The sequence below is a fragment of the Actinomadura miaoliensis genome, from assembly GCF_039536785.1.
GTDB classification, from domain to species: Bacteria; Actinomycetota; Actinomycetes; order Streptosporangiales; family Streptosporangiaceae; genus Spirillospora; species Spirillospora miaoliensis.
Map to the genome: position 1 here is coordinate 130,616 of NZ_BAAAZG010000012.1, position 26,992 is coordinate 157,607.

The following is a 26,992-nucleotide window of genomic DNA, read 5'->3' on the forward strand; positions in this document are numbered from 1 at the left end:
CGGCCGCGGACGCGGCGCCCGCGCTGCGGCCCCGGCTGGAGGCCCTGCGAGCGGAACTGCTCGGCGGGGCCCTGCTGGACGCGGGCGACGCCGCCGACCTCACCGCGCTCACCGACGTCCTCACCCGGGCCCGGCTGGCGCTGCGCCGCCCCTGGACGGGCCGGCGGCGGCTGGACGACCTGGAGCTGCCCGTCCTGCTGGCCCGCGTGGACGAGGCGGAGCGCGCCGCCATGGCCGGACGGGTCCTCGGCGCGCTGCCCGGGGAGCTGCGCCGCACCCTGCGCGCCTACCTCGACCACGACCGCGACGCCGCCGCGGCCGCCCGCGCGCTGAACGTCCACCGCAACACCCTGGCCTACCGGCTGACCAAGATCGCCGACCTCACCGGCCGCGACCCCCGCCGCTTCACCGACGCCGTCACCCTGCGGGTCGCCCTGGACGCCGCCGAGACCGGCTAGCCCCCGTTGTGCGGCGCGCACAGTCTCAGGGGCGTCGCACCGGTGCTGCTTCGGCGGGGTGCCCAATGCCTGGCGGGGGCGGGGGCCGTAGGGTCTGTGCCCGAGGGAAGGGAGCCCAGCGTGCGGATCGTCATCGCGCCCGACTCGTTCAAAGGCAGCCTGAGCGCCGCCCAGGTGTGCGCCGCCGTGGAGGCGGGGGTGCGCCGGGCCGCGCCCGACGCCAAGACCGTCGCGGTGCCGATGGCCGACGGCGGCGAGGGCACCCTGGACTGCTTCCTGCGCGGCGCCGGCTGGCAGGAGATCCGGATGACCGCCCACGACCCGCTGGGACGCCCCGTGGCGGCCCGGTACGCGCTGTCGCGGGACGGACGCGCCGCCGTCGTCGAGCTGGCCTCGGCGTCGGGGCTGCCGCTGCTGGGCCCCGGTGAGCTGGACCCGCTGCGCGCCGACACCCGCGGCACCGGCGAGCTGGTCGCCGACGCGCTGCGGCGCGGCGCCCGCGACGTGCTGGTGTGCATCGGCGGCAGCGCCAGCACCGACGGCGGCACCGGGCTGCTGCGCGCGCTGGGCGTGCGCTTCACCGACGCCGCCGGCGCCGAGCTGCCGCCCGGCGGCGCGGCGCTGGCCCGGCTCGCCGCGATCGACGACTCCGGGCTGGCCGAGGGGGCGCGCGAGGCGCGCTTCCGCGTCGCCTGCGACGTGACCAACCCCCTGGTGGGGGCGCGGGGCGCGGCGGCGGTGTTCGGGCCGCAGAAGGGCGCCACGCCCGAGCAGGTCGCCGAGCTGGACGCGGCGCTGGTGCGCTTCGCCGACGTGCTGGCCGAACGCACCGGACGGCGCGTCCACGACCTGCCGGGCGCCGGAGCGGCGGGCGGCACCTGCGGCGGCCTGGTCGGTGTGCTGGACGCCGCGCCCGCCAAGGGCGCCGAGCTGGTGGCCGACCTGATGGGCCTGCCCGCCGCGCTCGACGCCGCCGACCTGGTGATCACGGGGGAAGGGCGGCTGGACGACCAGAGTGCGGGCGGCAAGGTCGTCTCCGTCGTGGCGAGCCTGGCGCGGGAGCGCGGCGTGCCGGCGGTGGCGCTGGCCGGGAGCGTGGCCGGGCCGCTGGACGAGCTGCACGGGCTCGGGCTGACCGCCGCGTTCAGCCTGGCCGACGGCCCGCGCACGCTGGCCGAGCTGACCGAGGGGGCGGCCGGCCTGCTCGCGGCCGTGGCCGAACAGGCCACCCGCCTCCGCCTCGCCTGACTGGGTCTTTCCGGGGGCTCAGCTCGACGCGGGCTCGGGCTCGGGCTCGGGCGCGGTGCGCTCGGCGGCGGGCGCCTCCTCAGCGGGGGCCGGGGTGTCCTTCACGGGCTCCCTGACCTGCATGAGGGGAATGAAGACGTGCGCCAGGGGGCCGATCGTCACGGCGTACAGCAGGGTCCCGACGCCGACCGTGCCGCCGAGCAGCCAGCCCACCGCCAGCACGGCCAGCTCGATGGAGGTGCGCACGACGCGGACCGAGTGGCCGCGGGCCGCCAGCCCCGTCATCAGCCCGTCGCGCGGGCCCGGCCCCAGCCCGGCGCCGATGTAGCAGCCGGTGGCGAACCCGCCGGCCACGATGCCCGCGACCAGGAACGCCCAGCGGGCCGCGGTGGCGTCCGGGGCCGGCAGCAGGTACAGGAACAGGTCGGCGAACACCCCGACGAGCAGCGCGTTGCTGACCGTGCCGATCCCCGGCCGCTGCCGCAGCGGGATCCAGGCCAGCATCACCAGGGCCCCGATGATGATGATCCACGCGCCGATCGACAGCCCGAACCGGCGTGACAGGCCCTGGTGGAACACGTCCCACGGATCGTTGCCGAGTCCGGAGGCCACCTGCAGGGCGATGCCCAGACCGTAGAGGGCCAATCCCGCGTACAACTGGACCAGGCGGCGTGCCATCAGGGCCATTCGTGCCTACTCTCCTACCTTGACCTTTGGACAACGCCGACTATTTTGGACGGCAATGGCCTGGTCATCATAGGGCCAATCATGCGAAAGTGGACTCATGACCACCCGCTATGTGAGCGGTCCGCAGCTGGCCCGGCTGCTCGGCGACGTCCCGCAGGAGCGCCCGTACTACCTGGCGCTGGCGCGGGCGGTGCGCGGCCTGATCCTCGACGGCCGGCTGGCGCTGCGCACGCGCCTGCCCGCCGAACGCGACCTGGCCGCCGCCCTGGGCGTCAGCCGCACCACCGTGACGGCCGCCTACGACCGGCTCCGCGCCGACGGCTACATGGAGAGCAGGCAGGGTGCCGGAAGCTGGACGGCGCTGCCCACGACGAACATGACCGCCGTCGCCCCCGCCCGGCGGAACGACGCCGAGGGCGACCCGCGGTACGGCATGGCCGACGCGCCCACCGGCCCCGGGTTCATCGACCTGGGCTGCGCCACCCCCGCCGCACCCGAGATCTTCGACGAGGCCGTCGCCGCCGCCGTGGCGGAGCTGCCGCGGCACGCCGCCGGGCCCGGATACCAGCCCGCCGGGCTCCCCGAGCTGCGCGAGGTGATCGCCGACGGCTACACCGCGCGGGGGCTGCCCACCCGGGCGGACCAGATCGTCGTCACCACCGGCGCGCAGCACGCCCTGACGCTGCTGGCCCAGCTCACGGTGCAGCCGGGCGACCCGGTGCTGGTGGAGCGGCCCACCTACCCGCACGCGCTGGGCGCGCTGCGCCGCCGCGGCGCCCGGCTGGTGCCGGTCGGCGTCACCGAGGGCTGGGACGTCGAGCTGATCGCCGCCACCATGCGGCAGACGGCGGTGCGCACCGTCTACACCGTCCCCGAGTTCCACAACCCGACCGGCCTGCTGATGCCCGCGGCCGCCCGCCGGGCGCTGGTGGAGGCCGCCCGCCGCGCCGACGCCATGCTGATCGCCGACGAGACGTTCGCGGGACTGGCGCACGACCGGACGGCCCCCGTGCCGCCGCCGCTGGCCGCGTTCGACACCGGCGGCCGGGTGGTGAGCGTCGGGTCGGCGTCCAAGCTGCTGTGGGGCGGGCTGCGCATCGGCTGGATCCGGGCGTCCGCGCCGCTGGCGCGCAGGCTGACACTGTCACGCGAGGCCACCGACATCGCCAGCCCGGTGCTCGAACAGCTGATCGTGCGGGAGCTGCTGCTGCGGCAGGACGAGGTGCGGGCCGAACGCGCGGCGGCGCTGCTGCGCGGCCGCGACGCGCTGGCCACCGCGCTGCGCGAGCGGCTGCCCGGCTGGACCTTCACCCTGCCCGAGGGCGGCATGTCGCTGTGGCCGCGGCTGGAGGCCCCGGTCGCCACGCAGATCGCCGACGCGGCGGGACGGCTCGGCGTGCGGGTGGTGCCCGGCCCGGTGTTCGGCGAGGACGGCGTGCTGGAGGACCGGCTGCGCCTGCCGTACGTCCTGCCGCCCGAGACGCTGCGCGTCGCGGTGGACCGGCTGGCGCAGGCGCAGGCGGCGGTGGACGCGGCCCCCGCCGTCCGGCCGTCCCTGCCCGCCTACGTGTGACGCCCCGGGGAGGTCACACGCAGGCGGGACGTCACCGGGACGTGACGGGCGCGCGTCAGGGCGCGCGCGTCAGGGAGCGCGTTGGATGTAGCCGACGAGATACTCGCGTTCGCTCTCCAGCTCGTCGATGGTGCTCTTGACCACGTCGCCGATGCTGACGATCCCGGCCAGCCGCCCGCCCTCCACGACGGGCAGGTGCCGGATGCGGTGCTCGGTCATGGTGCGGCGCAGGTCGTCCACGTCGGCGTCGGGGGCGCAGGTGCGCACCTCCGCGGTCATGATCTCGGTGACGGGGCGGTCGAGCAGCGCGGCGCCGTGCTCGTGCAGGCGGCGCACCACGTCCCGCTCGGAGACGATCCCGGCGATCGCCGTGCCGTCCGGCGAGACCACCGCCGCGCCGATGTTGTGCTGGGCCAGCGTGGCCAGCAGGTCCCGGACGGTGGCCTCGGGTCGCACCGTGGTCACCGTGTCGCCTTTCCTACGCAGGATGTCGCGGATTCGCATGTCACACACTCCGGCGCCGGTTGGGCCCACCTGCCGAGGGGGGCGTCGGCCTGATGTCGTGTTCACAAGTTCGCATGTTCGGGCCCGCCGGAAAACCCCACGCGGGTAAACCCTGCCGCCGGGGCGACCGTGCGTACGTCGCGGACCCGGACGGACCGGGGTATCCCGGAATGAACCGCGAGCAGCGGGAACACCCTCCGGGTGGACGAGCCGGCACGCATCGAGGACTACGCGCTGATCGGTGACTGCCAGAGCGCGGCGCTGGTCGGCGACACCGGATCGGTCGACTGGCTGTGCCTGCCGCGCTTCGACTCCGGCGCGTGCATGGCCGCGCTGCTCGGCGACGCGGGCGACGGCCGCTGGCTGCTGGCGCCGGACGGCGCGGGCCGCGCCTCGCGCCGCCGCTACCGTCCCGGCACGCTGGTGCTGGAAACCGAGTGGGACACCCCCACCGGCGCCGTGCGGGTGGTCGACTTCATGCCGCACCGCGGCGAAGCCCCCGACGTGGTGCGGGTCGTGGAGGGCCTGTCGGGCACCGTGCGGATGCGTTTCGACCTGCGGCTGCGCTTCGAGTACGGGCGGCGCGTGCCGTGGGTGCACCGCGCCGGCGGGCGGCTGGCCGGCGTCGCTGGGCCGGACGCGATGTGGCTGAGCTCGCCCGTCCCGGTCGAGGACCGGGGGCACGGGCACATGGCCGATTTCACCGTCGAGGCGGGGGAGAAGGTGCCGTTCGTGCTCACCTGGCACGCCTCACACCTGCCCGCCCCCAGGCCGGTGGACGCGCTGCGCGTCCTCAGGGACACCGAGGACGAGTGGCGCAAGTGGACCGGCAGCCTGTCCTACGACGGGACGTACCGCGACGCCGTCGTCCGCTCGCTCATCACCCTCAAGGCGCTGACGTACGCGCCGACCGGCGGGCTGGTGGCCGCGCCCACCACGTCGCTGCCCGAGACGCCCGGCGGCGTCCGCAACTGGGACTACCGCTACTGCTGGCTGCGCGACGCCACCATGACCCTGACGGCGCTGCTGCGCAGCGGCTACACCGAGGAGGCCGGCGCGTGGCGGCGGTGGCTGGAACGCGCGCTGGCGGGCAGCCCCGAGGACATCCAGATCATGTACGGGGTGGCGGGGGAGCGCCTGCTGCACGAGTGGGAGGTCGACTGGCTGCCCGGCTACGAGGGCTCCCGCCCGGTGCGCGTCGGCAACGCCGCCGCCGCGCAGCTGCAGCTCGACGTGCCCGGCGAGGTCCTCAACGCGCTGTACCTGGCGCGCCGGGCCGGGCTGCCGCCGGAGCAGCCGGTGTGGGCGTTGCAGCGGGCGCTGCTGGACCACGTGGAACGGCACTGGCACGAGCCCGACGAGGGGCTGTGGGAGGTGCGCGGCGGGCCGCGTCACTTCGTGCACTCCAAGGTGATGTGCTGGGTGGCGTTCGACCGCGGCGTGCGCATGGCGGAGGAGTTCGGCATGCCGGGTCCCGCCGGCCGCTGGCGGCGCCTGCGCGACCGGGTGCGCCGCGAGGTGTGCGAGAAGGGCTTCGACGCCCGCCGCGGCACGTTCACCCGGACCTACGGCTCCGCGGACCTCGACGCGGCCCTGCTGATGATCCCGATGACCGGGTTCCTGCGGGGCGACGACCCCCGGGTGCGCGGGACCGTCGACGCGGTGTGGCGCGAGCTGGGCGTCGACGGACTGGTCCGCCGGTACGTCACGCGCGATGAGGAGGGCGCCGACGGGCTGTCCGGGCAGGAGGGCGCGTTCGTCGCCTGCTCGTTCTGGATGGCCGACGCGCTGCGCCTGGCGGGCCGCGAGGACGAGGCGCGCGAGCTGTTCGAGCGGCTGCTGGGCCTGCGCAACGACGTGGGCCTGCTGGCCGAGCAGTACGACCCGCACGCGCGCCGCCAGCTCGGCAACTTCCCGCAGGCGTTCAGCCACGTGCCGCTCGTCCACACCGCCTACGAGCTGGACGGCCACCGGACGCTGCCGCACCTGGAGTGACGACCGGCGCGGGGCGGGGGCGGCGGCGCGGGACGGTCAGCCAACGCCGACGTGCTCGGCGATCCACTCGGCGATCACGTCGGGATGGCTGCGCGGCACCCAGTGCCCGGCGGTGATCGTCCGCAGCGACAGGTTGGGCGCGCGTCCGGCCAGGCCGCCCACCAGGTGCGGGGACACGAACAGGTCGCGGGTGGGGACGATCACCTGCGTCGGCACGTCCGTGCGCCGCTCGCGCGGCCTGCGCAGGCGCTGGCGCATGTTGGCGCGGTACAGGTTGACGCCGGTGGCGCCGTCGCGCGGCAGCGTCCGCGCCGGGTGCCCGGGACGGGGCGTCACGCCCTCGCCGGCCTCCAGGGCACGGGCGAACGGGCGGGCCATCCCGGCGCGCCACAGCACCTCGGGCAGCAGCGGCGTCTGGAACAGGTAGATGTACCAGGACCGCAGTGTCTGCCCGGCCGCCTGCCGCAGGTTGCGCGGGGTGGGACGCCGCAGCCTGCGGCGCATCCAGTGCGCGACGTGGTCCAGGCACGGGCCGGAGATCGAGGTGAACGAGGCGAACCGCTGCGGGAGGGTGCACACCGCCTCCCACCCCTGGATGGAGCCCCAGTCGTGCCCGGCCAGGTGCACCTTCTTCTCCGGCGCGGTGGCGTCCAGCACGGCCTCGAGGTCGGCCATCAGGTAGTCGAAGGTGTACCGCCTGCGGCCGAACGGCCGTGACGAGGCGCCCGCGCCGCGCACGTCGTAGCGCACGACGTGGAAGCGGTCGGCGAGGCGTTCGGCCACCTCGTCCCACACCGCGTGGGTGTCGGGGTAGCCGTGCATGAGCAGCACGGTCGGGCGCGACGGGTCGCCCTGCTCGTACACGGCGAGGTCGACGCCGTCGCCGCGCACACGCCGCCGTCTCTTGGCCGCGCGCACGGCCGTGGCCGCGGCCTGTGCCTCCGTGGCCGCGGCCTGTGCTTCGCCGGGGCCGGTCCCGGGCACGGGCGGCTCGGCCGCGCCGGTCTCCGCCGGGGCGGCCTGTGCCGGATCGGCCTGCGCCGGGTCGGCGGCGGGGCGGATCTCGTTCACCGTCATGCGGACGCCTTTCCGTCGGCGCGCCGGCGCGCGTGCGGCAGGTCGGGGGTCGGCCTGACTCCCGCACGCGGACGGACGCCATGTCGAAAATGTACGGCATGCCACCGTGGGGAGGGTGATTCCCCGCCGGGGAGCGGCCCGCGCGTCGCGGCCATGGGGTCAGGACGGGGCATGGCCCGCCGCCCGTGCGGCGGGGGAGCGCCTCAGGTACTCCAGGGCCTGCGGCGTCGAGCAGATCCGCGAGGGGTGGTGCGACGGCCGCAGGTACACCGGCGCCTCGCCGATCAGCAGCCGGAAGACACCGGGCACGTGGCCCTTGCGGACCGACCGCCGGTAGGCGCGGTAGACGCGCGGCAGCGTCACCGGGCCGCGCACGGTCGGGTCCTGCCTGAGCAGGTAGACCGCCCCGCCGATCAGCGCCCAGTACAGGAACAGCAGCGACACCGCCCAGGCCGCCACGCGCAGCGGGTAGCGCCCGCCCATCGCCCGGTAGACGTCGAACACCACCGAGCGGTGCTCGACCTCCTCGGCGCCGTGCCAGCGCAGCAGGTCCAGCATGGTCGGGTCGGCGCCGTCGGCGTCCAGCCGCCGGTTGTCCATGATCCACTGGCCGAGCACGGCGGTGTAGTGCTCGATCGCGGCGACCGCGGCGAGCTCGAAGCGCAGCCGCCGCCGCCACGCCCGGGGAGAGCGCCGCTTCAACTCGGCCATCCGCGCGGGCCGTTCGGCGTTGCCGCGCGCCGCCTGCTCGGTGATCGGGCTGACATCGATGCCGTTGGCCGCCAGCAGCCGGTCCAGCACGCCCTGGTGGGAGCGGGCGTGCACCATCTCCTGGCCGATGAACCCCCGGATCTCCGCCAGCAGCCGCTCGTCGGTGATGTGGGGGCGGGCGTCCCTGACGCACTGGACGAACCACTTCTCGCCCTCGGGCAGGACGATGTGGAAGGAGTTGATGATGTGCGTGGCCACCGGGTCGCCGGGGATCCAGTGCAGCGGGGTGTCCGACCAGTCGAACGACACCCGGCGCGGCCGGATCGCGGGATGCCGTTCGTCGACGTCCGTCATCGTCCTCTCCTCGGGCGCGACCGAAGCTACCGTTCGGTAGCCAGAGAAGTGAATCGCGCGCCGGGGGCGAGGTCTTCACGGCGAGACCACAAAACGGCGCCCCGGGTTCGTGCCCGGGTGACAGGCGCCGCCCGGGTCAGGCGGTGACGCGGTGGGCGCCGGTGTAGACGTTCATGGTCTCGCCGCGCAGGAACCCGACGAGGGTCATGCCCGCGTCCTCGGCCAGGTCCACCGCGAGCGACGACGGCGCCGACACCGCCGCCAGCACCGGGATCCCGGCCTGCGCCGCCTTCTGGGTGAGCTCGAAGGAGGCCCGGCCGCTGACCATCAGGATCCGGCCGGTCAGCGGAAGCAGGCCCGCGCGCAGCGCCCAGCCGACGACCTTGTCGACGGCGTTGTGCCGCCCCACGTCCTCGCGCACGGCCAGCGGCTCGCCGGTCGCGTCGAACAGCGCGGCCGCGTGCAGGCCGCCGGTGCGGTCGAACACCCGCTGCGCCTCCCGCAGCCGCTCGGGCAGCCGCGCCAGCACCTTGGGCGTCAGCTCGACGGGGTCGGCGGCGATGTCGTAGGGACGGTCCACGCGCAGCGCCTCGATGCTGGACTTGCCGCACACGCCGCAGGCGCTGGTGGTGGTGAACGCGCGGGTCATGCCCGGGTCGGGCGGGGGCACGTGGTCGGCCAGCACCACGTCCAGGGTGTTCTGCTCGGTGGCGTCCGCGCAGTAGCGCAGCGCCACCAGGTCGTCGGCCCGCGCGATGACGCCCTCGGCGGCCAGGAACCCGGCGACCAGGTCGAAGTCGTCGCCGGGCGTGCGCATGGTGATGGTGAGCGGACGGCCGGCGACGCGGATCTCCAGAGGCTCCTCGACGGCGAGGGTGTCGGGCCGCCGTCCCCGCACCCCCGCGGTGCTCAGCCGCAGGACCGGTTTGCGCACGGTGATCCGCCCCATAGCCGCGACCGTACCTCGCGAAACGGCGTCGCGCGAGATCAGCCCCCCGGACGGCCGCCGGCCCGGCCCCGCGGGCGGTCGCCGGAGTGGCCCTCGCCGCGCTCGTCCTCGCGGTCGATGTTCCAGTTGGCCACGACCGCGGCGAACGGCGGGATGACCATCGCGACCAGCGACATCGCGACCGCCGCCGCGGGGGAGTACCGCCGGACCACGGCCCAGGCGAGCACGAACAGCGTCAGGCAGGTGCCCATCATGATCCCGTAGGCCAGCCTGCGGCGTCTCATGCCTCCACGGTAAACCTTGGTGGGTTTCGTGAGGCTCGTCCGGGTTTTATGCCTGGTGAGGCATTGGTGAGGCATGTCGGTGACCGCCCCCGTACGCTCCGTTTCTTGATCATTTGACGACCGGTCGGTTAAATCCCGCTGTGACCTCCCCCGCTGATCTGCGCCTGACCCAGTACGCCCACGGTGGCGGCGGCGCGGGCAAACTGCCGCCCGGCGAGCTGGAAGGGCTGATCTCCGGGTTGACCGGGCCCGCCGGCGACGGCTCCCTGCTGCTCGGCGCCGCCGACGGCGACGACGCGGCCGTGCTGCGGCTCGACGCCGCCCGGGCGGTGGTGTCCACCGTGGACGTGCTGCCGCCCGTCGTGGACGACCCCTACGACTGGGGCCGGATCGCCGCCGCCAACGCGCTGTCGGACGTGTACGCCGTGGGCGGCGAGCCCGTCATGGCGCTCAACCTGCTCGGCTGGCCGCGCGACGTGCTGCCCTCGGAGGTGGCGCGGGAGGTGCTGCGCGGCGGCCGCGACGTCGTCGCCCGCGCGGGCTGCCCCGTCGCCGGCGGCCACAGCGTGGACGACCCCGAGCCCAAGTACGGCCTGGCGGTGACGGGCACCGCGGACCCCGACCGGCTGCTGCGGCTGGCCGACGGACGGCCCGGACTGCCGCTGTCGCTGACCAAGCCGCTCGGCACCGGCGCGCTCAACGCCCGGCACCGCGCCACCGGCGAGGCGTTCCCCCACGCCGTGGAGTCGATGGCGGCTCTGAACGCCGAGGCCGCCCGGCTGGCGCTGGCCGCGGACGTGCGCTGCGCCACCGACGTCACCGGCTTCGGGCTGCTCGGCCACCTGTTCAAGCTGGCCCGGGCCAGCGGCGTCACCGCCGTGGTCGACGCCGCGGCCGTGCCGTACCTGGAGGGGGCGCGCGAGTCCGTCCGCGACGGGTTCGTGCCCGGCGGCACCCGCCGCAACCTGGCGTGGGTGTCGCCGCACACCGACTTCGGCCGCCTCGCCGAGGAGCGGCGGCTGCTGCTGGCCGACGCGCAGACCTCCGGCGGCCTGCTGATCGCCGGCGAGATCCCCGGCGCGGTCGTCGTCGGCGAGCTCGTCGAACGCCGCGCGCACACCCTCGTCGTCCGCTGACCCCGCGCCGGGCGCACCCGGCGCCCGCCGGGCCGTTCGGCCGCTGATCGCGTGGGTACGAACGCGGTCTGCGTGCGGACGCGCCACGGCGGATCTCGGGGGGAGCGCATGGCGACGACTTCTACGCGCGCGCCCGCCGGGCGCACGTTCTTCGGGCACCCGTGGGGGCTGGCCACGCTCTTCTTCACCGAGATGTGGGAGCGGTTCAGCTTCTACGGGATGCGCGGGATCCTGGTGCTGTTCCTGATCGCCCCGCCGTCCCAGTCGGGCCTGGGCCTGGCCGAGGGCACGGCCAAGGCGCTGCTGGGCGTCTACATGGCGATGGTCTACTTCGCCGCGCTGCCCGGCGGCTGGCTGGCCGACCGGATCCTGGGCGCGCGCCGGACCGTGCTGGCGGGCTGCGTGGTCATCATGTGCGGGCACCTGTCGATGGCGGTGCCGGCCGGGGCCGGAGCGGTCTACCTGGGCCTGGCACTGATCATCCTGGGGTCGGGGCTGCTCAAGCCCAACATCTCCACGATGGTCGGACGGCTGTACTCCCAGGAGGACGACGCGCGCCGGGACTCGGCGTTCTCGCTGTTCTACCTGGGCGTCAACATCGGCGCGCTGGCCCCGTTCGTCGTCGGCTACCTCGGCGAGAACATCAACTGGCACCTGGGGTTCGGCGCGGCGGCCGCGGGCATGGCGCTCGGCCTGACCCAGTACGTGCTCGGCGCCAGGCACCTGCGGGGCGTCGGCGACCAGCCCGGGCACCGGCTGACCCCGGACGAGCGCCGCAGGCTCGCGCGGGCGGCGGGCGGCGTGCTGGCCGCGGCGGTGCCGGCCGTGGCCGTCGCCGCCGTGGCGCTCGGCGGGATCACGGTCGACCACGTCACCGTGGCGCTGACCGTGCTGGCGGTGGCCGTCCCGGTGGCCTACTTCGCCTACCTGTTCCGCAGCCACGAGGTGACCGCCGAGGAGCGGACGCGGCTGCGCGCCTACGTGTGGCTGTTCGCGGCCGCCGCGCTGTTCTGGATGATCTACGACCAGGCGGCCGGGCCGCTCAACATCTTCGCCGAACGCAGCGTCGACCTGACCGTGTTCGGCTGGCGGATGCCCGCGAGCTGGACGCAGAACATCAACCCCATCATGATCATCTGTCTGTCGGGGTTCTTCGCCTGGCTGTGGCTGCGCCTGGGCGACCGCGTGACCATCCCGCAGAAGTTCGCCTTCGGGCTGGTCATGTGCGGGTTGTCGTTCGTGGTGATGTCCATGGCCGCGCACGCGGCGGCCGGGGGCGTCCGGGTGTCGCTGCTGTGGCTGGTCGCCGTCTACCTGCTGCAGACCGTGGGGGAGCTGGCGCTGTCGCCGGTCGGGCTGTCGGTCACCGTCAAGCTGGCGCCCCGCGCGTTCGTCGGCCAGCTGCTGGGCGTGTGGTTCCTGGCGGTGGCGTGCGGCGACGCGGTCGGCGGGCAGGTCGCGCGGCTGCAGGACGTCTGGGGCGGCGTGCGGTACTTCCTGCTGCTGGGCGCGGTGACCGTCGCGGCGGGCGCCGCGATGTTCGCCTTCGCCCGGACGCTGGGCCGGCTGGCCGGGCAGGGCGGCGACCGCGAGCCGCGCACCGCCGCAGTCCCGTGATCCGGCGGCCGGCGCCCTACGACGCGGCGCTCGGCCGCAGCACGGCGCGCAGGTCGTCCAGCACCTCCGGGTCCTCGATCGTCGAGGGCACCGCGACCTGCCGGCCGTCGGCGATGCCGCGCATCGCGCCGCGCAGGATCTTGCCCGAGCGGGTCTTGGGCAGCGCCCGCACCACCGCGACCTCCTTCAGCGCCGCGACCGGGCCGACCTGCTCGCGCACCATCCGCACCACCTCGTCGCGCAGCGCCGCGTGGTCGGCGTCCGCGCCGCTCTTGAGCACCACCAGCGCGCGCGGCACCTGCCCCTTCAGCGCGTCCTGGACGCCGATGACCGCGCACTCGGCCACCGCCGGATGCGCCGCGATCACCTCCTCCATCGTGCCCGTCGACAGCCGGTGCCCGGCCACGTTGATGACGTCGTCGGTGCGGCCCATCACCCACACGTAGCCGTCCTCGTCGATGTGGCCGCCGTCGCCGGTGAGGTAGTGGCCGGGGTGGCGGGTCAGGTACGACTCGACGAACCGCTCGTCGTCCTGCCACAGCGTCGGCAGCGTGCCCGGCGGCAGCGGCAGCCGCACCACGATGTCGCCGTCCACGCCGGGCGGGGCGGGGGTGCCGTCGGCCGCCAGCACCCGCACGTCGTACCCGGGGACGGGCACCGACGGCGACCCCGCCTTGACCGGCAGCGGCTCCAGGCCGCGCGGGTTCGCCACCATCGGCCAGCCGGTCTCGGTCTGCCACCAGTGGTCGATCACGGGGCGGCGCAGCCGGTCGGCCGCCCACCGGTAGGTGTCGGGGTCCAGGCGCTCGCCCGCCAGGAACAGCGCCTCCAGGCTCGACAGGTCGTAGGAGGCGAGCAGCGCGCCGTCCGGGTCCTCCTTCTTCACCGCCCGGATCGCGGTCGGCGCGGTGAACAGCACCTTCACCCGGTGCTGCGACGCCACCCGCCAGAACGCGCCCGCGTCCGGCGTGCCGACCGGCTTGCCCTCGTACAGGACGGTCGTGCATCCGGTCAGCAGCGGCGCGTACACGATGTAGGAGTGCCCGACGACCCAGCCGACGTCCGAGGCCGCCCAGAACACGTCGCCGGGCCCGACGCCGTAGACGTTCTCCATCGACCAGCGCAGCGCGACCGCGTGCCCGCCGTTGTCGCGGACCACGCCCTTGGGACGGCCCGTCGTGCCGGAGGTGTACAGGATGTAGAGCGGGTCGGTGGCGGCCACCGGAACGCACTCGGCCGGAACGGCCTGCGCGACCGCCTCGTCCCACTCCACGTCGCGCGGGCGCGTCAGGTCGGCGTGCAACTGCGGACGCTGCCGGATCACGCACCGCTCGACCTTGTGCGCGGCCAGGTCGAGGGCCTCGTCCAGCAGCGGCTTGTACGGCACCACCCGGCTGCCCTCGATGCCGCACGACGCCGACACCACGGCCTTGGGCCGGGCGTGGTCGATGCGCGTCGCCAGCTCGCGGGCGGCGAACCCGCCGAACACCACCGAGTGCACCGCGCCCAGCCGGGCGCACGCCAGCATGGCGATCACCGCCTCGGGGATCATCGGCAGGTAGATCACCACCCGGTCGCCGCGGTCGACGCCCTGTGCGCGCAGCGCCCCGGCGAACCGCGCCACCAGGTCGGTCAGCTCCCGGTAGGTGTAGGTGCGCACGGTGCCGGTGACGGGGCTGTCGTAGATGAGGGCGGCCTGGTCGCCGCGGCCCTCCTCCACGTGCCGGTCCAGGGCGTTGTCGCAGGTGTTCAGCTCGCCGCCGGTGAACCACCGGTAGAACGGCGGCGCCCCGTCGTCCAGCACCCGGTCCGGCGGGACCAGCCAGCGGATGTCGCGTGCCGCCAGGCCCCAGAACCGGGTCGGGTCGGCGATGCTGCGTTCGTACGCGGCCGCGTAGGCGCCCATGTCGTCCTCCGGGTCGGGTCCCCCGCCCCAATTCGTATTTCGGGGCGCACCCCTATAGGGCATGCCCGCGGCGTCGTTCGTCAAGTCCCGCACGGGCGTTTCACCGTCCGGTCACGGCGCCCGTCCCGGCCGGGCCACGGCCGCGACGTGCGGTCACCCGTGGCGCAGGCCGTGCCCCGCCGCGACGACCGCCGCCAGCAGGCCACCCGTGGCCACGATGGCGAAGCACAGCTGGTACGCCCCCTGCGACGGCACGGACGTGCCCGCGATGGTGTGCGCGCTGAGGACGGCGGCGGTGACGGCGCCCGCGACGCTGCCGCCGGTGGTGCGCACCAGCGAGTTGACGCCGCTGGCGATGCCGCTCTGGTCCATCGGCACGTGCCGCACCGCCAGAGTGCCCAGCGCCGCGTAGGCGATGCCGAACCCGATGCCCTGGATGGTGCTGAACGCCAGCATGTCGTAGGCGTGGGAGATGGACACCGCCAGCCACAGGTAGCTGACGGCCACGAACGCCGACCCGATGGCCAGGGTGTAGGCGGGCCCGATGCGGGCGGCGATGCGTCCCGACAGCGACGACAGCACGAGCATGGTGACGGTGCTGGGCAGCATGTACAGGCCCACGTCCAGCACCGAGCCGTCCAGGCCGTAGCCGACCTCGTCCCTGCGCGCCTGCACCAGGCCCGCGATGAGGGTGAACGTGGCGAACATCGAGAAGCCCAGCAGCGCCGAGGCCAGGTTCGCCGACAACGACCTCGGGCCGACCAGCAGCGCCAGGCGCACCAGCGGCTCGCGCACCCGCAGCTCGATCGCCACCCACACCGCGCACAGCACGGCGGCGCCGCCGAACAGCGCCAGCACGCCGGCCGACGTCCAGCCCCACCGGTTGCCCTCGCTGACGCCCAGCAGCAGGCACACCAGCCACGCCGCCAGCACCACGGCGCCGGGAAGGTCGGGGCGGCCGCCCACGCGCGCGCCGTTGTCGGGCGCGCACAGGCGCACCAGCGCCAGCCCGGCGACGGCCAGGCCCGCGGCCACCCAGAAGATCGGCCGGTGCCCCTCGGTCCGGTCCGCGATCAGCCCGGTGACGATCATCCCGGCGGTGCCGCCCACGCCCATGGTGGCGCTGACCACGCCGATCGCGGTGGTGATCCGCTCGGCCGGGAACGTGTCCCGGATCATGCCGATGGCCAGCGGGATCATCGCCGCCGAGGTGCCCTGCAGGGTGCGCCCGGCGACCAGCACGCCGAGCGAGCCCGACAGCGCGCACACCACCGACCCGGCCAGCAGCAGCCCCATCGCCACCATGATCATGCGCTTCTTGCCGTACATGTCGCCGAGCCGCGACAGCACCGGCGTGGCGACCGCGCCGGCCAGCAGGGAGGCGGTGAACACCCAGGTCACCGCGCTGACCGAGGCGTCGAACAGGCGCATCAGCTGCGGCAGCACGGGGATGACCAGGGTCTGCTGCACCGACACCACCAGCCCCGCCGCGGCCAGCGCCAGCAGCGCCGGGCCGGTGCGCGGCGCCGCGGGGGCGCGCTCGGTCAGGTCGGTGGCTGGCGTGGCGACGCCGGTCATGCACAACCTCCTGGGCCCGCCGTGCCGGGCCGTTTCGGGGGGAAACAGGGGCAAATCCGGAATTGTACTTAGTTGCTGAAATTAAGTAATTGCACTGTAAGGTGAATCACATGTCTCCCCCGCAGTCAGCCGGCCCTGGCGACGACGTGCCCGCCGACATCGTGGAGATCGAGCGGGCGCTGACCCGGGTGGCGCACATGCTCACGCGGCACCGTCGGCACGACCGGACGGTCGCGGCCGCCGGCGTGCCGGTCGACCGCGCCGCCGTGCCGCTGCTGCGGCTGCTGGCCGACACCGGCGAGCCGATGCGGCCCGGCGAGCTGGCCGCCCGCCTGGCCGTCGAGGCCCCGCACGTGTCCCGCCTCGTGCAGCGCCTGGAGAAGGCCGGTTACGTCGAGCGGGTGCCCGACGCCCACGACCGGCGCGCCCAGCGGGTGCGGCTGCGCGCCGAGGGACGCGACGCGGTCGAGTGCATCCGCGCGGTGGGACGCCGCTGGATGCACGAGGCGCTCGGCTCGTGGTCGGAGGGGGAGCGCCGGCTGCTCGCCGAACTCGTCAACCGCATGGTCGACGATTTCCTCGCCCACTCGGCCGAGCGCGACCACCACGCGCCCGGCCCCTGACCGGCCAATACCGTATCGCGCGCAGAGCGGGTCACGGGCGGTTTTCCTGACACCTTTCCGGGCGCCGCGTTCCTCCCGCCGTTCCGCGCCGCCATTGTTCGAGAGGTTCGCGCCCTTCTGGCCGTTCCGGCCGTTCCGCCGATTTCCGGGCGTCGTTCCCGGAAGGGGGTTTCACCTCCCGGTCTGCGGCCCCCGCCCCTCGATGCGTCCTCTGGTGTCGCACATCCGGAACGGGAATTGTGATCTCATACTGTGAACCTGTTCGGCTTTCGCGACGGCCCTCCGCGTCCATAGGGTTGTTCGACGTGGACCCCCGGCCATATGTCCCTCGTATCCCCGTCCTTCGCGTCCGCGGTCATCGCGGCCGCCTTCTCCGCGATCGGCCCGTCCGGCACCGGCGTGCCGCGGCGCCCGGTACCCGGAAAGGGAGCTGATGCAGGTCGTCGCGACCGCCGGGCACGCCGGCCACGGCAAGTCCGCGCTCGTGCGCGCCCTGACCGGCCCGCGGCCGGCCGGGCGGGACGAGCCGGCGGACCCCGGCGACGGTGCCGATGACGGCGCCGATGACCGTGCCGGGCAGGGCGGGCGCCCCGCGGGTGTCCCGTCCCCGGCGCTGGAGTTCGCCCTGACGACGCTGCCGTCGGGCCGGCGGCTGGCGTTCGTGGACGTCCCCGGGCACGAGCGGGCCGTCGCCACCATGCTCGCGGGCGCGGGTCCCGTCCCGGCGGTGGTGCTGGCGGTGGCGGCCGACGAGGGGTGGATGCCGCAGTCGGAGGAGCACCTGGCCGCCATCGACGCCCTCGGCGTGCGCAACGGCGTGCTGGTGGTGACCCGTTCCGACCGCGCCGACCCCAGGCTGGCGCTGCGCCAGGCGCGCGAGCGGCTCGCCCGCACCGGCCTGCGGGGCGCCGAGAGCGTCACCGTCAGCGCCCTCACCGGCGCCGGCATCGAGGAGCTGACCGCGGCGCTGGACCGCCTGGCCGGGCGGCTGCCCGTGCCCGACCCGGCCGCGCCCGTCCGGCTGTGGGCCGACCACGTCGGGCGCGGCCCGGGCGGCGGCGCGCTCGTCCACGGCACGCTGGCCGCCGGGACGATCGGCGTGGACGACGAGCTGCTGCTCATGCCCGCCGGGCGGCGGGTGCGGGTGCGGTCCGCCGAGGCGGGCGGCGAGCCGTGCGCGCGGGCGCACGGCGTGACGCGCGTGGCGGTGGAACTGGACGGCGTCGCCCCCGCCCGGGTCGCGCGCGGCATGGCCCTGGTCACCCCCGACCGGTGGACCGCCACCGGCTGCGTCGACGTGCGCACCGGGTTCGGTGAGGCGTCCGGGCGGCTGGCCAGGCGCATGACCCTGCACATCGGCGCGGCGGCCGTGCCCGTGGCGCTGCGGCCGCTGGGCCCCGACACCGCCCGCCTGACCCTCAACACGCGGCTGCCGCTGCACGTCGGCGACGTCGCCGTGCTGCGCGACCCGGGCCGCCGCGCCGTCGCCCGGGTGAGCGTGCTGGACGTGCGGCCCCCGACGCTGGTGCGGCGCGGCGACACCGCCGCCCGCGCCCGGGAGCTGGCGTCCTGGCCGGACCGTCCCGGCGGCGAGGTGGTGCTGCGCCGCCACGGCGTGCTGCACCGCGCGGAGCTGGCCGGGATGGGCTGCGCGCCGCCCGCCGACGCCGTGCGGGTCGACGGGTGGCTCGCCGACCCCGGCCACTGGGAGGCGCTGTACCAGCGCCTGGCCGGCCTGGTCGCCGAGCGCGCCGTGTCCCGGCCGCTGGCGCCCGGCCTGCCGCTGGAGCGGGCCCGGCTGCGGCTCGGCCTGCCCGCGTGCCGCCTGGTCGAGGCCCTGGTGCGGCCTCCGTTGCGGGTGGCGGACGGCCGGGTGCACGGCCCGGACCAGGGCCCGCCGCCGCACGTCGTCGTGGCCGTGGGACGGTTGCGCGAAGAGCTGCGGTCCGCGCCGTTCTGCGCGCCCCTCCCCGAACGGCTGGCCGAGCTGGGCCTCACCCCGCCGGTGCTGGACGCCGCCGAGCGGGCGGGCGCGATCCTGCGGCTGGGCGACGATGTCGTCCTGCCGTCCGGGGCCGACCGGGAGGCGCTGCGGATCCTCGGCGCGCTGCCGCAGCCGTTCAGCGTCGGCCGCGCCGCGCAGGCCCTCGGCACGGACCGCCGCGTCGCCGTCGCGCTGCTGGAGCACCTGGACGGTCAGGGCCTGACGCAGCGCGTCGCCGACGGCCGCCGCGTCCCCGGCCGGTGAGCATTCCACGGGCGCCCCGGCGAATCCGCAGAAAATGGTTTGAACCGGCGGGGCGCGGTCTGGCGTCATAGATCACGGACGGCCCACCGTCAATCGCGGAGAGGAGCAGGGGATGCCGTACCAGACGCTCAAGGGCGGCCGCGTTCCGATCCGCATGTGGACGGACCCGGCCACCGTCGAGGACGTCGCGCTCGACCAGCTGCGCAACGTGTCCGCGCTGCCGTGGGTGGAGGGCCTGGCGGTCATGCCCGACGTGCACTACGGCAAGGGCGCGACCGTCGGCTCGGTCATCGCGATGCGCGACGCGGTGTCCCCGGCCGCGGTCGGCGTGGACATCGGCTGCGGCATGACCGCGGTCAAGTCGAGCCTGACCGTCGAGGACCTGCCCGACGACCTCGGGCCGCTGCGCTCGCGCCTGGAGAAGGCGATCCCGGTCGGCCACCACGCGCACAAGACGCCGGTGGACCCGTCGGCGCTGCCCGGGCTGAAGGAACGCGGCTGGTACGACTTCTGGAAGGACTTCGAGGAGCTGCACCCGGCGGTGCGCGGCCGTCTCGGCCGGGCCCGCGGCCAGATGGGCACCCTCGGGTCGGGCAACCACTTCCTGGAGGTCTGCGCGGACGACGACGGCGCGGTGTGGGTCGTGCTGCACTCCGGTTCCCGCAACATCGGCAAGGAACTGGCCGAGCACCACATCGAGGCCGCCCGCAGGCTGCCGCACAACCAGGACCTGCCCGACCGGGACCTGGCGGTGTTCCTCACCGGCACCCGCAAGATGGAGGAGTACCGCCGCGACCTGTTCTGGGCGCAGGAGTACGCGCGCCGCAACCGCGCCGTCATGCTCGCCCTGGCGCAGGACGTGCTGACCCGCCGCTTCGGCGAGAAGCGCTGCCGGTGGGGCGAGGTGATCTCCTGCCACCACAACTACGTGGCCGAGGAGGTCTACGACGGGGTGGAGCTGCTGGTCACCCGCAAGGGCGCGATCCGCGCCGGCAGGGGCGACCTGGGCATCATCCCCGGGTCGATGGCCACCGGCACCTACATCGTGCGCGGCCTGGGCAACCCGTCGGCCTTCAACTCCGCCTCGCACGGCGCGGGACGCCGGATGAGCCGCAACAAGGCCCGCAAGGCGTTCACCGTCGACGACCTGGTGGCGCAGACCAGGGGCGTGGAGTGCCGCAAGGACGGCGGCGTCCTCGACGAGATCCCCGGCGCCTACAAGGACCTGGAGTCGGTGATCGAGGCGCAGTCCGACCTGGTCGAGGTGGTCGCGCACCTGCGGCAGCTCATCTGCGTCAAGGGCTGAGGGGCCGGGACGTGACGCGGGGCACGGCGGCGCGGGGCAGGCGGCAGCGGCCCGCCAACGCGCGGGCCGCCGCCGACGGCATGAAGCTGCACCGCCGCGTCCTGCGGCTGGACGGCCGCGACCACACCGTGATCGGCCTGCGTCCCGGCACCGCCGCCCGGTTCAGCACCAACCTGTTCCACGGCACCTGGCACGTGCTGTCGGACGGGCACGGCGCGCGGCTGCTGGGCCGCCTGCTGTGGGGCCTGGCGTACCAGGCCAGGCCCGGCACGCTCATCGTGATCGACCGGCCGTTCCTGACGTCCACGCCGTTCGACGCCGACCCGGCCGACCCGATCGTGCTGGTCCCCGGCTGGGCCACCCCGTTCGGGCCGGACGCCGCCGGCGACCTGAAGGCGCGGCTGCCGCTGGCGTCGGCGCCGGACGGCACGGTGCGCTGGCGCACCCACGGCCTGGACCGGGCCCTGGACGACATCCGGGCATGGTTCGAGGCCGACAGCCCGTACTGGTCGCCCGACCGCGGCGGGGTCGAGCGGCTGCGCGGCCTGATCGTCGTGCGCCCGCAGGACCGCGTGACGGCGCGGACATGGGCGGTGCTGTCGGGGAGGATGCACGCCCCCCGCCGCCACTCCCGCCACGCCTACCTGGGGCCCTGGAACCACGGCCACACCGGTGAGATCCAGATCTTCCCTGACTTCCGGCGCAAGGTGAGCCTGGCCCGCCTCGCCCGCGCGCAGGTGCTGGAAGGTCTGCGGCTGGAGGAGACACAGACCCCCGGCCTGACCCTCGATGCGCTGTGGGCGATGGACGGCGCCCTGTCCGGCACCGACCCGCGCGAGCTGCCGGCCGGCCGCAGGAACGAGCTGCTCGGCGAGCTCAGACGCGTCAAGGGGCGGCTGGTGAGGCGCGGGCGGCGGCGATGACGACCCGGCGGCGGACGGTGTTCCACTGCGCGGCCTGCGGGGCCCGCCTCAGCGCGCCCGTCCTGCGCGTCCCCCTCCCCAACCACGGCATCACCCCTGACCACTTCGAGATCCCGCTGGGCATGGCGCCCGGCACCTACGCCGTGGACGACACCCGGTACGGACCGCCCGGCACGTTCGTCCTCGCGCCCGGGGACGTCCACAACACCCGCGTGATGATCGAGAAGATCCGGGACGAGCCTCCCGAGTACGGGTGCCTGGGGATCGGAGCCGGCCCCAACCTGGCCTGTGCGTCGTGCGGCGCGGAGGTCGGCACCAGGGTCGACGACTGCCAGGCGTGGCAGGAGACGCGGCTCGCGCCCGCCGCCGTGCGGACCCGCGAGACCGAGGTCCGCGAGGCCGACGATCCCTACCCCTGGGATCCGATGGCGGACGAGATCCTGGGCAGCGCGCCGTGGAAGCCCGACGGAAGGTGGGACTGGGTCTGGTTCGGGCGGCTCGCCGCGGGCACCGCCGACGTGCTGGCGCGCTCGGGCGGCGGCCCCCTCCTGCTGGCCGAGGAGGCCGCCGAACCCGTCCGGCAACTCCTCGACGTCGTGCTGCGCGGCACCGGGCACGCGTCCGCCGTGCACCGGCTGCCGTCGCCGCGCGGCCGCACCGCCGCCGAGTGGCGGCTCACCGCGTCGACGGCCGGGCTGACCCCGGCGGCGCTGGCCGGGACGCCGCGGCGGCCGGTGGCGATCTGCGACCTGGTGGGCCCGGACCGTTCCTTCACCGCCGCGACGGGCGAGCTCGGCCGGTGGTGCGCCGAGGAGGGCGTCCGGCTCGGCGAGGTCCGGGTGCTCGGCCTGGTTCCGCTGGCCAGGATCGACCCGGAGCCGTGGCCGTGGCGCGACCGCCGGGTGGCCTGGACGCCGGCCGCCTCGTCCGGCCTCACCGTGACGGCCGTGCCGCTCGACAAGCGGGTGTGGGACTGGCTCGCCCGGGGGCGGCCCGTCGAGTACGTCCACGCGTACGGCCGCTGGCACGGCCGCCGGGGCATCGCGCGGTCGCTGATGCGGCGGCCCCGGGCGGACGAGCCGTGGCTGAGCGCGCTGATCGACGAGCTAGGCCGGCGGTGAGGCGGCGCCGCCCAGCACCCGGTCGACGAACGCCGTCACGTCCGCCAGGACCTCGTCGCGGTTGGTCTCGTTGAACACCTCGTGCCGGGCCTCGGAGTAGATCCGCTCGGTCAGGTCGGAGCCGCGGACGGCGTCGATGCCCGTGCGGGTGCCGTCCAGGGGCACCAGCCGGTCGTCGTCGCCGTGCACCCACAGGGTGGGCAGCGCGCCCAGCGAGCCGTGCGCGGACGCCGCCCGGATCGCCGCGTCCAGCGCCTCCAGCGTCGGCCGCTTGAACGGCCCGTGCCAGACCAGCGGGTCCTCGGCGTAGGCCTTGCCGACGGCCGGGTCGCGCGACAGGGTGCCGGGGTCGATCGGCACGTCGGGGATCTCCTCCAGCGCCAGCAGCCGCGACAGCGCGTCCCACCGGCCCAGCACCGGCCCCGACAGCACCAGCGCGGTCAGCTCCGCGCCGTGCAGCTGCGCGTAGCGGGTGGCGATCAGCCCGCCCATCGAGTGGCCGATCATCACCACGGGCAGGTCCGGATGGTCGTCGCGGGCCGACGCCACGACCGTGTGCACGTCGGCCACCAGGTCGCCGACGTCGTCGACGAGCACCCGGTCGCCCGCCGACAGGCCGTGCCCGGCGTGGTCGGGCCCGCACACCACCGCGCCGTGCCGGACCAGCGCGCCGGCGACGTGGTCGTAGCGGCCGAGGTGCTCGCCGTACCCGTGCACCAGCACCGCCGCGTAACGCGGGGCGGGGTTGGGCCAGGTCCGCGCGGTGACCGCGCCGCGCGTCCCCGCGAACTCCCAGCGCCGTGCCGTGGTCATCGCCGCACCTCCGGGTCCCTCAGCGGACGATCTTTCGGGTGATCTGCCCGATACCGTCTCGCGCGGTGCGCGGAACGTCAACCGCCGCAATAGGCTGGATGTTCACGGCAATCCAGGCGGCCCGTGCGACACGGCGCCGCCACGGCAGTGGGAAAGGGCGTCCGTGCTGGTCGACACCTTCGGTCGTACCGCCACCGATCTGCGGGTCTCCCTGACGGACCGGTGCAACCTGCGGTGCTCCTACTGCATGCCTCCCGAGGGCCTGGACTGGCTGCCCAAGCCGGAGGTGCTCACCGACGACGAGGTGGTGCGGCTGGTGCGGGTGGGCGTCGAACGCCTCGGCATCACCGAGGTCCGCTACACCGGCGGCGAGCCGCTGCTGCGCCGCGGCCTGGCCGGCATCGTGCGGCGCACCGCCGAGCTGCGGCCCCGCCCGCAGATCTCGGTCACCACCAACGGCATCGGGCTGGACCGGCTGGCCGCCCCGCTGGCCGAGGCGGGCCTGGACCGCGTGAACGTGTCCCTGGACACCCTCGACCCCGAGGTGTTCCGGCGGCTGGCGCACCGCGACCGCCTCGGCGACGTGCTGACGGGCCTGGCCGCCGCGGCCGCCGCGGGCCTGGCGCCGGTCAAGGTCAACGCGGTGCTGATGCGCGGCGTCAACGACCACGAGGCGGTGCCGCTGCTGCGCTACTGCCTCGACCACGGCTACCGGCTGCGGTTCATCGAGCAGATGCCGCTGGACGCCCAGCACGGCTGGACCCGCGCCGGCATGATCACCGCGGACGAGATCCTGGCCCGGCTGGGCGAGGCGTTCACCCTCACTCCCGACGACCCGGCGGCGCGCGGCAGCGCCCCGGCCGAGACGTTCCTGGTCGACGGCGGTCCCGGCACGGTCGGGGTGATCGGCTCGGTGACCCGGCCGTTCTGCGGGAACTGCGACCGGGTCCGCCTCACCGCCGACGGGCAGGTCCGCAACTGCCTGTTCGCCACCGAGGAGTCCGACCTGCGCGGCGCGCTGCGCGGCGGCGCGTCCGACGAGGAGCTGGCCGAGCGGTGGCGGGCCGCGGTGCGCGTCAAGCGCGCCGGGCACGGCATCGACGACCCCGCCTTCCTGCAGCCCGCCCGTCCCATGTCCGCGATCGGCGGGTGAGCACGGCGCCGATGACCCAGGCGTTCGACGCGGCGTTCGGCACGGCGTTCGACGAGGTCTTCGACGCGGTGGTGCTGGCGGGCGGCCGCGCCCGCCGGATGGACGGCGCCGACAAGCCCGGCCTGCCGGTCGGCGGGCGCACCCTGGTCGCCCGCGTCGCCGAGGCGGTGCGGGACGCGCGGCACCTGATCGTCGTCGGGCCGCCCCGGGCGGAACTGCCGCACGCGACCGTGGTCCGCGAGGACCCGCCCGGCGCCGGGCCCGTCCCCGCCCTGCGCGCGGGGCTGGCCGAGGTGCGGGCGCCCTGGCTGGCGCTGCTGGCCGCCGACCTGCCGTTCCTGCGTCCCGGGCACGTCGCCGCGCTGCTGGACGCCGCGCGCCGCGGCCGGGGCGGCGGGGCGGTGCTGGTCGACGCCGAGGGGCGGGAACAATGGCTCGCGGGATGCTGGCGGACCGCCGGACTGCGCGCCGCGCTGGCCGGTTACGAGGGCGCCTCGCTGCGCGGCGTGCTGGGCCCGCTGACACCCGTCCGGGTGTCCCTGGGGCCGGCCGGCGCGGCGGGGGAGCGGCCCCCGTGGTACGACTGCGACACCCCCGGTGCGCTGGCGCACGCCCGGCGCCTGCTGACCGAAGGGGAGGAGTGACGATGCTGGAGGAGTGGATCGAGGCCGTCTGCCTGGAGCTCGGCCTGGACCGCGGCGAGGTCGACCGGGACCTGGTGCTGGACCTGGCCCGCGACGTCGCGCACGGCGTGGCGCGGCCCGGCGCCCCGCTGACGACCTTCCTGCTCGGCCTGGCCGTCGGCCGCGGCACGCCCGCCCGGGACGCCGCGGCCCGCATCACCGAGATGGCCGAGGGCTGGAAGGGCGACGCGGGCGGCTCGCCCGGCGTGACGCAGTCGCCGCCCGGCCTGGCCTGAACGCGGGCCCCCGAGCGGGGCCGGGGCTAGGCGGGCTCGTCCAGCTCGGAGAGCGGGACGACGTCGCGCAGGAACCCGCGGCGGTCCAGGAACGTCGACAGGTGCTCGCGGTGCGCGTCGCAGGCCAGCCAGATCTTGCGCCGCTCCGGAGTGTGGATCTTGGGGTTGTTCCAGCGCAGCGCCCACACGGCGGCGTCCCGGCAGCCCTTGGCCGAGCACTGCTGTTCCGCGTCGTCGGGGGCGGGGTCCGGCGGCACATCCGTCACATGACCACCTTGTCACATAAGTCCGTAACGCGGCTTACGTGGGGGCATGGTTTGGACTGTGACGAGCCCGGACATGCTCCGGTCCATGCCCACCGGATCGCCCACCGGATCGCCCACCGGATCGACGACCACCCCCACGGCGGTGCACTGCGCCCGGCGCCGCTGGCAGGCCCTGGCGGTGTGCCTGGTCGCCGCGTTCATGACCCTGCTGGACGTCAGCATCGTCAACGTCGCGCTGCCGTCGATCCGGGAGGGGCTGCACGCCTCGGAGTCGGGCCTGCAGTGGATCGTGTCGGGATACGCGCTGACGTTCGGCCTGGTGCTGGTGCCGGCCGGGCGGCTGGGCGACGCGCGCAGCCGCCGCGCGGTGTTCATGGCCGGGCTGGCGCTGTTCACCGCCTCCAGCGCCCTGGCCGGGCTCGCCCCCACCGTCGAGCTGCTGGTCGCGGCCCGGCTGGTGCAGGGCGCGGCGGCGGGCGTGCTGCAGCCGCAGACCGCCGGGCTGATCCAGCAGCTGTTCGTCGGCGCCGAACGCGGCCGGGCGTTCGGCGCGCTCGGCGCCGTCATCGGCATCGCCACCGCCGTCGGCCCCATGCTCGGCGGCGCGCTCATCGCCCTGGCCGGGATCGAGGAGGGCTGGCGCTGGGTGTTCTACGTCAACATCCCCGTCGGGCTGGTGGCGCTGCCGCTGGCGTGGCGGCTGCTGCCCCCGCCGCAGTACGGGGAACGGCGCGGCCTCGACCCGCTCGGCGTGCTGCTGCTGGGCGTCGGCGTCGTGTGCGTGATGCTGCCGTTCGTGCAGGAACGGCAGTGGCACGGCAACGGCAAGTGGCTCCTGGTGCTGCTCGGCGCCGCCGTGATCGCGGTGTTCACGCTGTGGGAGCGGCGGCACCCCTCGCCCATGGTGGACCTGACGCTGTTCCGCCTGCGCTCCTACGGCCTGGGCACGGCCATCGCCGTGCTGTACTTCGCCGGATTCACCGCGATCTTCTTCACCTACACCCTCTACCTGCAGATCGGGCTCGGCTACAGCCCCCTGCTGGCGGGCGTGTCGATGACCCCCTTCGCGCTCGGATCGGCCGTGGCCGCCACGGTCGGCGGACGGATCGTGGCGCGCTACGGGCGTCCCCTCGTCGCGGTGGGGCTGGCGGTCGTCGCGGCCGGGCTGGTCGCCGTGTGGGTCGCCGTGGAACTGCGGTCCGGACCGGACGTGGCGTGGTTCACCGCCGTGCCGCTGCTGGTCGCGGGGCTCGGCAGCGGCCTGGTCATCGCGCCCAACCAGACGATCACCCTGGCGGAGGTGCCGCGGACGGGCGGCGGCAGCGCCGCCGGGGTGCTGCAGACCGGGCAGCGCTTCGGCGCCGCCGTCGGCATCGCCACCACCGGCGCGATCTACTTCGCCACCGTCGCCGGCACGCACGGCGACTGGGCGCTGGCCTTCCGGCACGGCCTGTTCGTCGTCATCGGATTCGTGCTGGCGGCCCTGCTCGCCGCGCTGTACGACCTGGTCAGCGGCTCCGCCGGAGGGCGCGGGCGGCCCGGA

At 75.3% G+C, this 26,992-nt stretch carries 25 protein-coding genes; 15 read left to right on the top strand and 10 right to left on the bottom strand.

The genetic code is table 11. The features are described from left to right. Together ABD811_RS11275 and ABD811_RS11280 are read left to right on the top strand one after the other, a co-directional pair. Nucleotides 1–458: helix-turn-helix domain-containing protein (locus ABD811_RS11275; RefSeq protein WP_344944976.1), on the top strand; the 458-nt coding region annotated here is incomplete at its 5' end. Nucleotides 459–578: 120 nt separating this feature from the next. Next, nucleotides 579–1,706, top strand: coding sequence for a glycerate kinase (locus tag ABD811_RS11280; RefSeq protein WP_344944979.1), 1,128 nt, complete (start codon nt 579–581; stop codon nt 1,704–1,706). An 18-nt stretch (nt 1,707–1,724) separates the two neighbouring features. On the opposite strand, the gene yczE is transcribed toward ABD811_RS11280, so the two are convergent. Continuing rightward, nucleotides 1,725–2,393 carry a membrane protein YczE gene (gene yczE, locus ABD811_RS11285; protein WP_344944981.1) on the bottom strand — a complete coding sequence of 223 codons (669 nt, stop codon included), beginning with the start codon at nt 2,391–2,393 and terminating at the stop codon, nt 1,725–1,727. A 97-nt stretch (nt 2,394–2,490) separates the two neighbouring features. Between yczE and yczR the strand changes: the two genes are divergently transcribed. Beyond that, the gene (gene yczR / locus ABD811_RS11290; protein ID WP_344944984.1) at nt 2,491–3,966 is read left to right on the top strand and encodes a MocR-like transcription factor YczR; all 1,476 of its coding nucleotides are present in this window, start codon (nt 2,491–2,493) and stop codon (nt 3,964–3,966) included. A 69-nt stretch (nt 3,967–4,035) separates the two neighbouring features. On the opposite strand, the gene ABD811_RS11295 is transcribed toward yczR, so the two are convergent. After that, nucleotides 4,036–4,470: a CBS domain-containing protein gene (locus ABD811_RS11295; protein ID WP_344944987.1), complete on the bottom strand. Its 435-nt coding sequence runs from the start codon at nt 4,468–4,470 to the stop codon at nt 4,036–4,038. Between the two features lie 201 nt (nt 4,471–4,671). Between ABD811_RS11295 and ABD811_RS11300 the strand changes: the two genes are divergently transcribed. After that, nucleotides 4,672–6,465, top strand: a complete 1,794-nt coding sequence (locus tag ABD811_RS11300; protein WP_344944990.1) for a glycoside hydrolase family 15 protein — start codon at nt 4,672–4,674, stop codon at nt 6,463–6,465. Between the two features lie 36 nt (nt 6,466–6,501). Here the strand turns inward: ABD811_RS11300 and ABD811_RS11305 are convergent, their stop codons facing one another. From ABD811_RS11305 to ABD811_RS11320, 4 genes are all read right to left on the bottom strand, one after another. After that, nucleotides 6,502–7,542, bottom strand: coding sequence for an alpha/beta fold hydrolase (locus ABD811_RS11305; protein WP_344944993.1), 1,041 nt, complete (start codon nt 7,540–7,542; stop codon nt 6,502–6,504). A gap of 159 nt (nt 7,543–7,701) precedes the next feature. Next, nucleotides 7,702–8,607 carry a metal-dependent hydrolase gene (locus ABD811_RS11310; RefSeq protein ID WP_344944996.1) on the bottom strand — a complete coding sequence of 302 codons (906 nt, stop codon included), beginning with the start codon at nt 8,605–8,607 and terminating at the stop codon, nt 7,702–7,704. Between the two features lie 136 nt (nt 8,608–8,743). Then, a complete protein-coding gene (gene fdhD, locus ABD811_RS11315) occupies nt 8,744–9,556 on the bottom strand; it encodes a formate dehydrogenase accessory sulfurtransferase FdhD (RefSeq protein WP_344944999.1) in 813 nt (270 codons plus the stop codon). 38 nt (nt 9,557–9,594) lie between these two features. Next, the gene (locus tag ABD811_RS11320; RefSeq protein ID WP_344945002.1) at nt 9,595–9,840 is read right to left on the bottom strand and encodes a DUF3099 domain-containing protein; all 246 of its coding nucleotides are present in this window, start codon (nt 9,838–9,840) and stop codon (nt 9,595–9,597) included. A 140-nt stretch (nt 9,841–9,980) separates the two neighbouring features. Here ABD811_RS11320 and selD point away from each other — a divergent pair, with 140 nt between their 5' ends. After that, a complete protein-coding gene (selD, locus tag ABD811_RS11325; RefSeq protein WP_344945004.1) occupies nt 9,981–10,976 on the top strand; it encodes a selenide, water dikinase SelD in 996 nt (331 codons plus the stop codon). A 108-nt stretch (nt 10,977–11,084) separates the two neighbouring features. Continuing rightward, complete coding sequence (locus ABD811_RS11330; RefSeq protein ID WP_344945007.1) at nt 11,085–12,593, top strand: peptide MFS transporter; 1,509 nt, start codon at nt 11,085–11,087, stop codon at nt 12,591–12,593. Between the two features lie 16 nt (nt 12,594–12,609). Here ABD811_RS11330 and ABD811_RS11335 read toward each other — a convergent pair whose 3' ends face one another. Together ABD811_RS11335 and ABD811_RS11340 are read right to left on the bottom strand one after the other, a co-directional pair. Continuing rightward, nucleotides 12,610–14,499, bottom strand: coding sequence for a propionyl-CoA synthetase (locus ABD811_RS11335; protein WP_344945010.1), 1,890 nt, complete (start codon nt 14,497–14,499; stop codon nt 12,610–12,612). Nucleotides 14,500–14,652: 153 nt separating this feature from the next. Continuing rightward, nucleotides 14,653–16,077 carry an MFS transporter gene (locus ABD811_RS11340; protein WP_344945013.1) on the bottom strand — a complete coding sequence of 475 codons (1,425 nt, stop codon included), beginning with the start codon at nt 16,075–16,077 and terminating at the stop codon, nt 14,653–14,655. Nucleotides 16,078–16,187: 110 nt separating this feature from the next. Here ABD811_RS11340 and ABD811_RS11345 point away from each other — a divergent pair, with 110 nt between their 5' ends. The 5 genes from ABD811_RS11345 (at nt 16,188) to ABD811_RS11365 (ending at nt 22,298) form a co-directional block, all read left to right on the top strand. Further along, nucleotides 16,188–16,700 carry a MarR family winged helix-turn-helix transcriptional regulator gene (locus ABD811_RS11345; RefSeq protein WP_344945016.1) on the top strand — a complete coding sequence of 171 codons (513 nt, stop codon included), beginning with the start codon at nt 16,188–16,190 and terminating at the stop codon, nt 16,698–16,700. A 433-nt stretch (nt 16,701–17,133) separates the two neighbouring features. After that, on the top strand, nt 17,134–18,948 hold the full coding sequence (locus ABD811_RS11350) for a SelB domain-containing protein (protein WP_344945019.1): 1,815 nt from the start codon (nt 17,134–17,136) through the stop codon (nt 18,946–18,948). 112 nt (nt 18,949–19,060) lie between these two features. After that, complete coding sequence (locus ABD811_RS11355) at nt 19,061–20,254, top strand: RtcB family protein (RefSeq protein ID WP_344945022.1); 1,194 nt, start codon at nt 19,061–19,063, stop codon at nt 20,252–20,254. Nucleotides 20,255–20,265: 11 nt separating this feature from the next. Further along, nucleotides 20,266–21,177: a hypothetical protein gene (locus tag ABD811_RS11360; RefSeq protein WP_344945024.1), complete on the top strand. Its 912-nt coding sequence runs from the start codon at nt 20,266–20,268 to the stop codon at nt 21,175–21,177. Further along, the gene (locus ABD811_RS11365; protein WP_344945027.1) at nt 21,174–22,298 is read left to right on the top strand and encodes a hypothetical protein; all 1,125 of its coding nucleotides are present in this window, start codon (nt 21,174–21,176) and stop codon (nt 22,296–22,298) included. The genes ABD811_RS11360 and ABD811_RS11365 overlap by 4 nt, the downstream gene beginning before the upstream one ends. Here ABD811_RS11365 and ABD811_RS11370 read toward each other — a convergent pair. Then, on the bottom strand, nt 22,284–23,111 hold the full coding sequence (locus ABD811_RS11370; protein WP_344945030.1) for an alpha/beta hydrolase: 828 nt from the start codon (nt 23,109–23,111) through the stop codon (nt 22,284–22,286). The genes ABD811_RS11365 and ABD811_RS11370 overlap by 15 nt on opposite strands. A gap of 163 nt (nt 23,112–23,274) precedes the next feature. Here ABD811_RS11370 and moaA point away from each other — a divergent pair, with 163 nt between their 5' ends. From moaA to ABD811_RS11385, 3 genes are read left to right on the top strand one after another with little or no spacing between them, the layout of a single operon-like run. Next, nucleotides 23,275–24,264, top strand: coding sequence for a GTP 3',8-cyclase MoaA (moaA, locus tag ABD811_RS11375; protein ID WP_344945033.1), 990 nt, complete (start codon nt 23,275–23,277; stop codon nt 24,262–24,264). Nucleotides 24,265–24,275: 11 nt separating this feature from the next. Then, complete coding sequence (gene mobA, locus ABD811_RS11380) at nt 24,276–24,908, top strand: molybdenum cofactor guanylyltransferase (RefSeq protein WP_344945135.1); 633 nt, start codon at nt 24,276–24,278, stop codon at nt 24,906–24,908. Nucleotides 24,909–24,910: 2 nt separating this feature from the next. Continuing rightward, on the top strand, nt 24,911–25,183 hold the full coding sequence (locus ABD811_RS11385) for a DUF6457 domain-containing protein (protein WP_344945036.1): 273 nt from the start codon (nt 24,911–24,913) through the stop codon (nt 25,181–25,183). 26 nt (nt 25,184–25,209) lie between these two features. Here ABD811_RS11385 and ABD811_RS11390 read toward each other — a convergent pair whose 3' ends face one another. Then, complete coding sequence (locus ABD811_RS11390; RefSeq protein ID WP_344945039.1) at nt 25,210–25,449, bottom strand: hypothetical protein; 240 nt, start codon at nt 25,447–25,449, stop codon at nt 25,210–25,212. 85 nt (nt 25,450–25,534) lie between these two features. Between ABD811_RS11390 and ABD811_RS11395 the strand changes: the two genes are divergently transcribed. Next, nucleotides 25,535–26,992, top strand: a 1,458-nt coding sequence (locus tag ABD811_RS11395) for an MFS transporter (RefSeq protein WP_344945042.1), incomplete at its 3' end; no start/stop codon positions are given.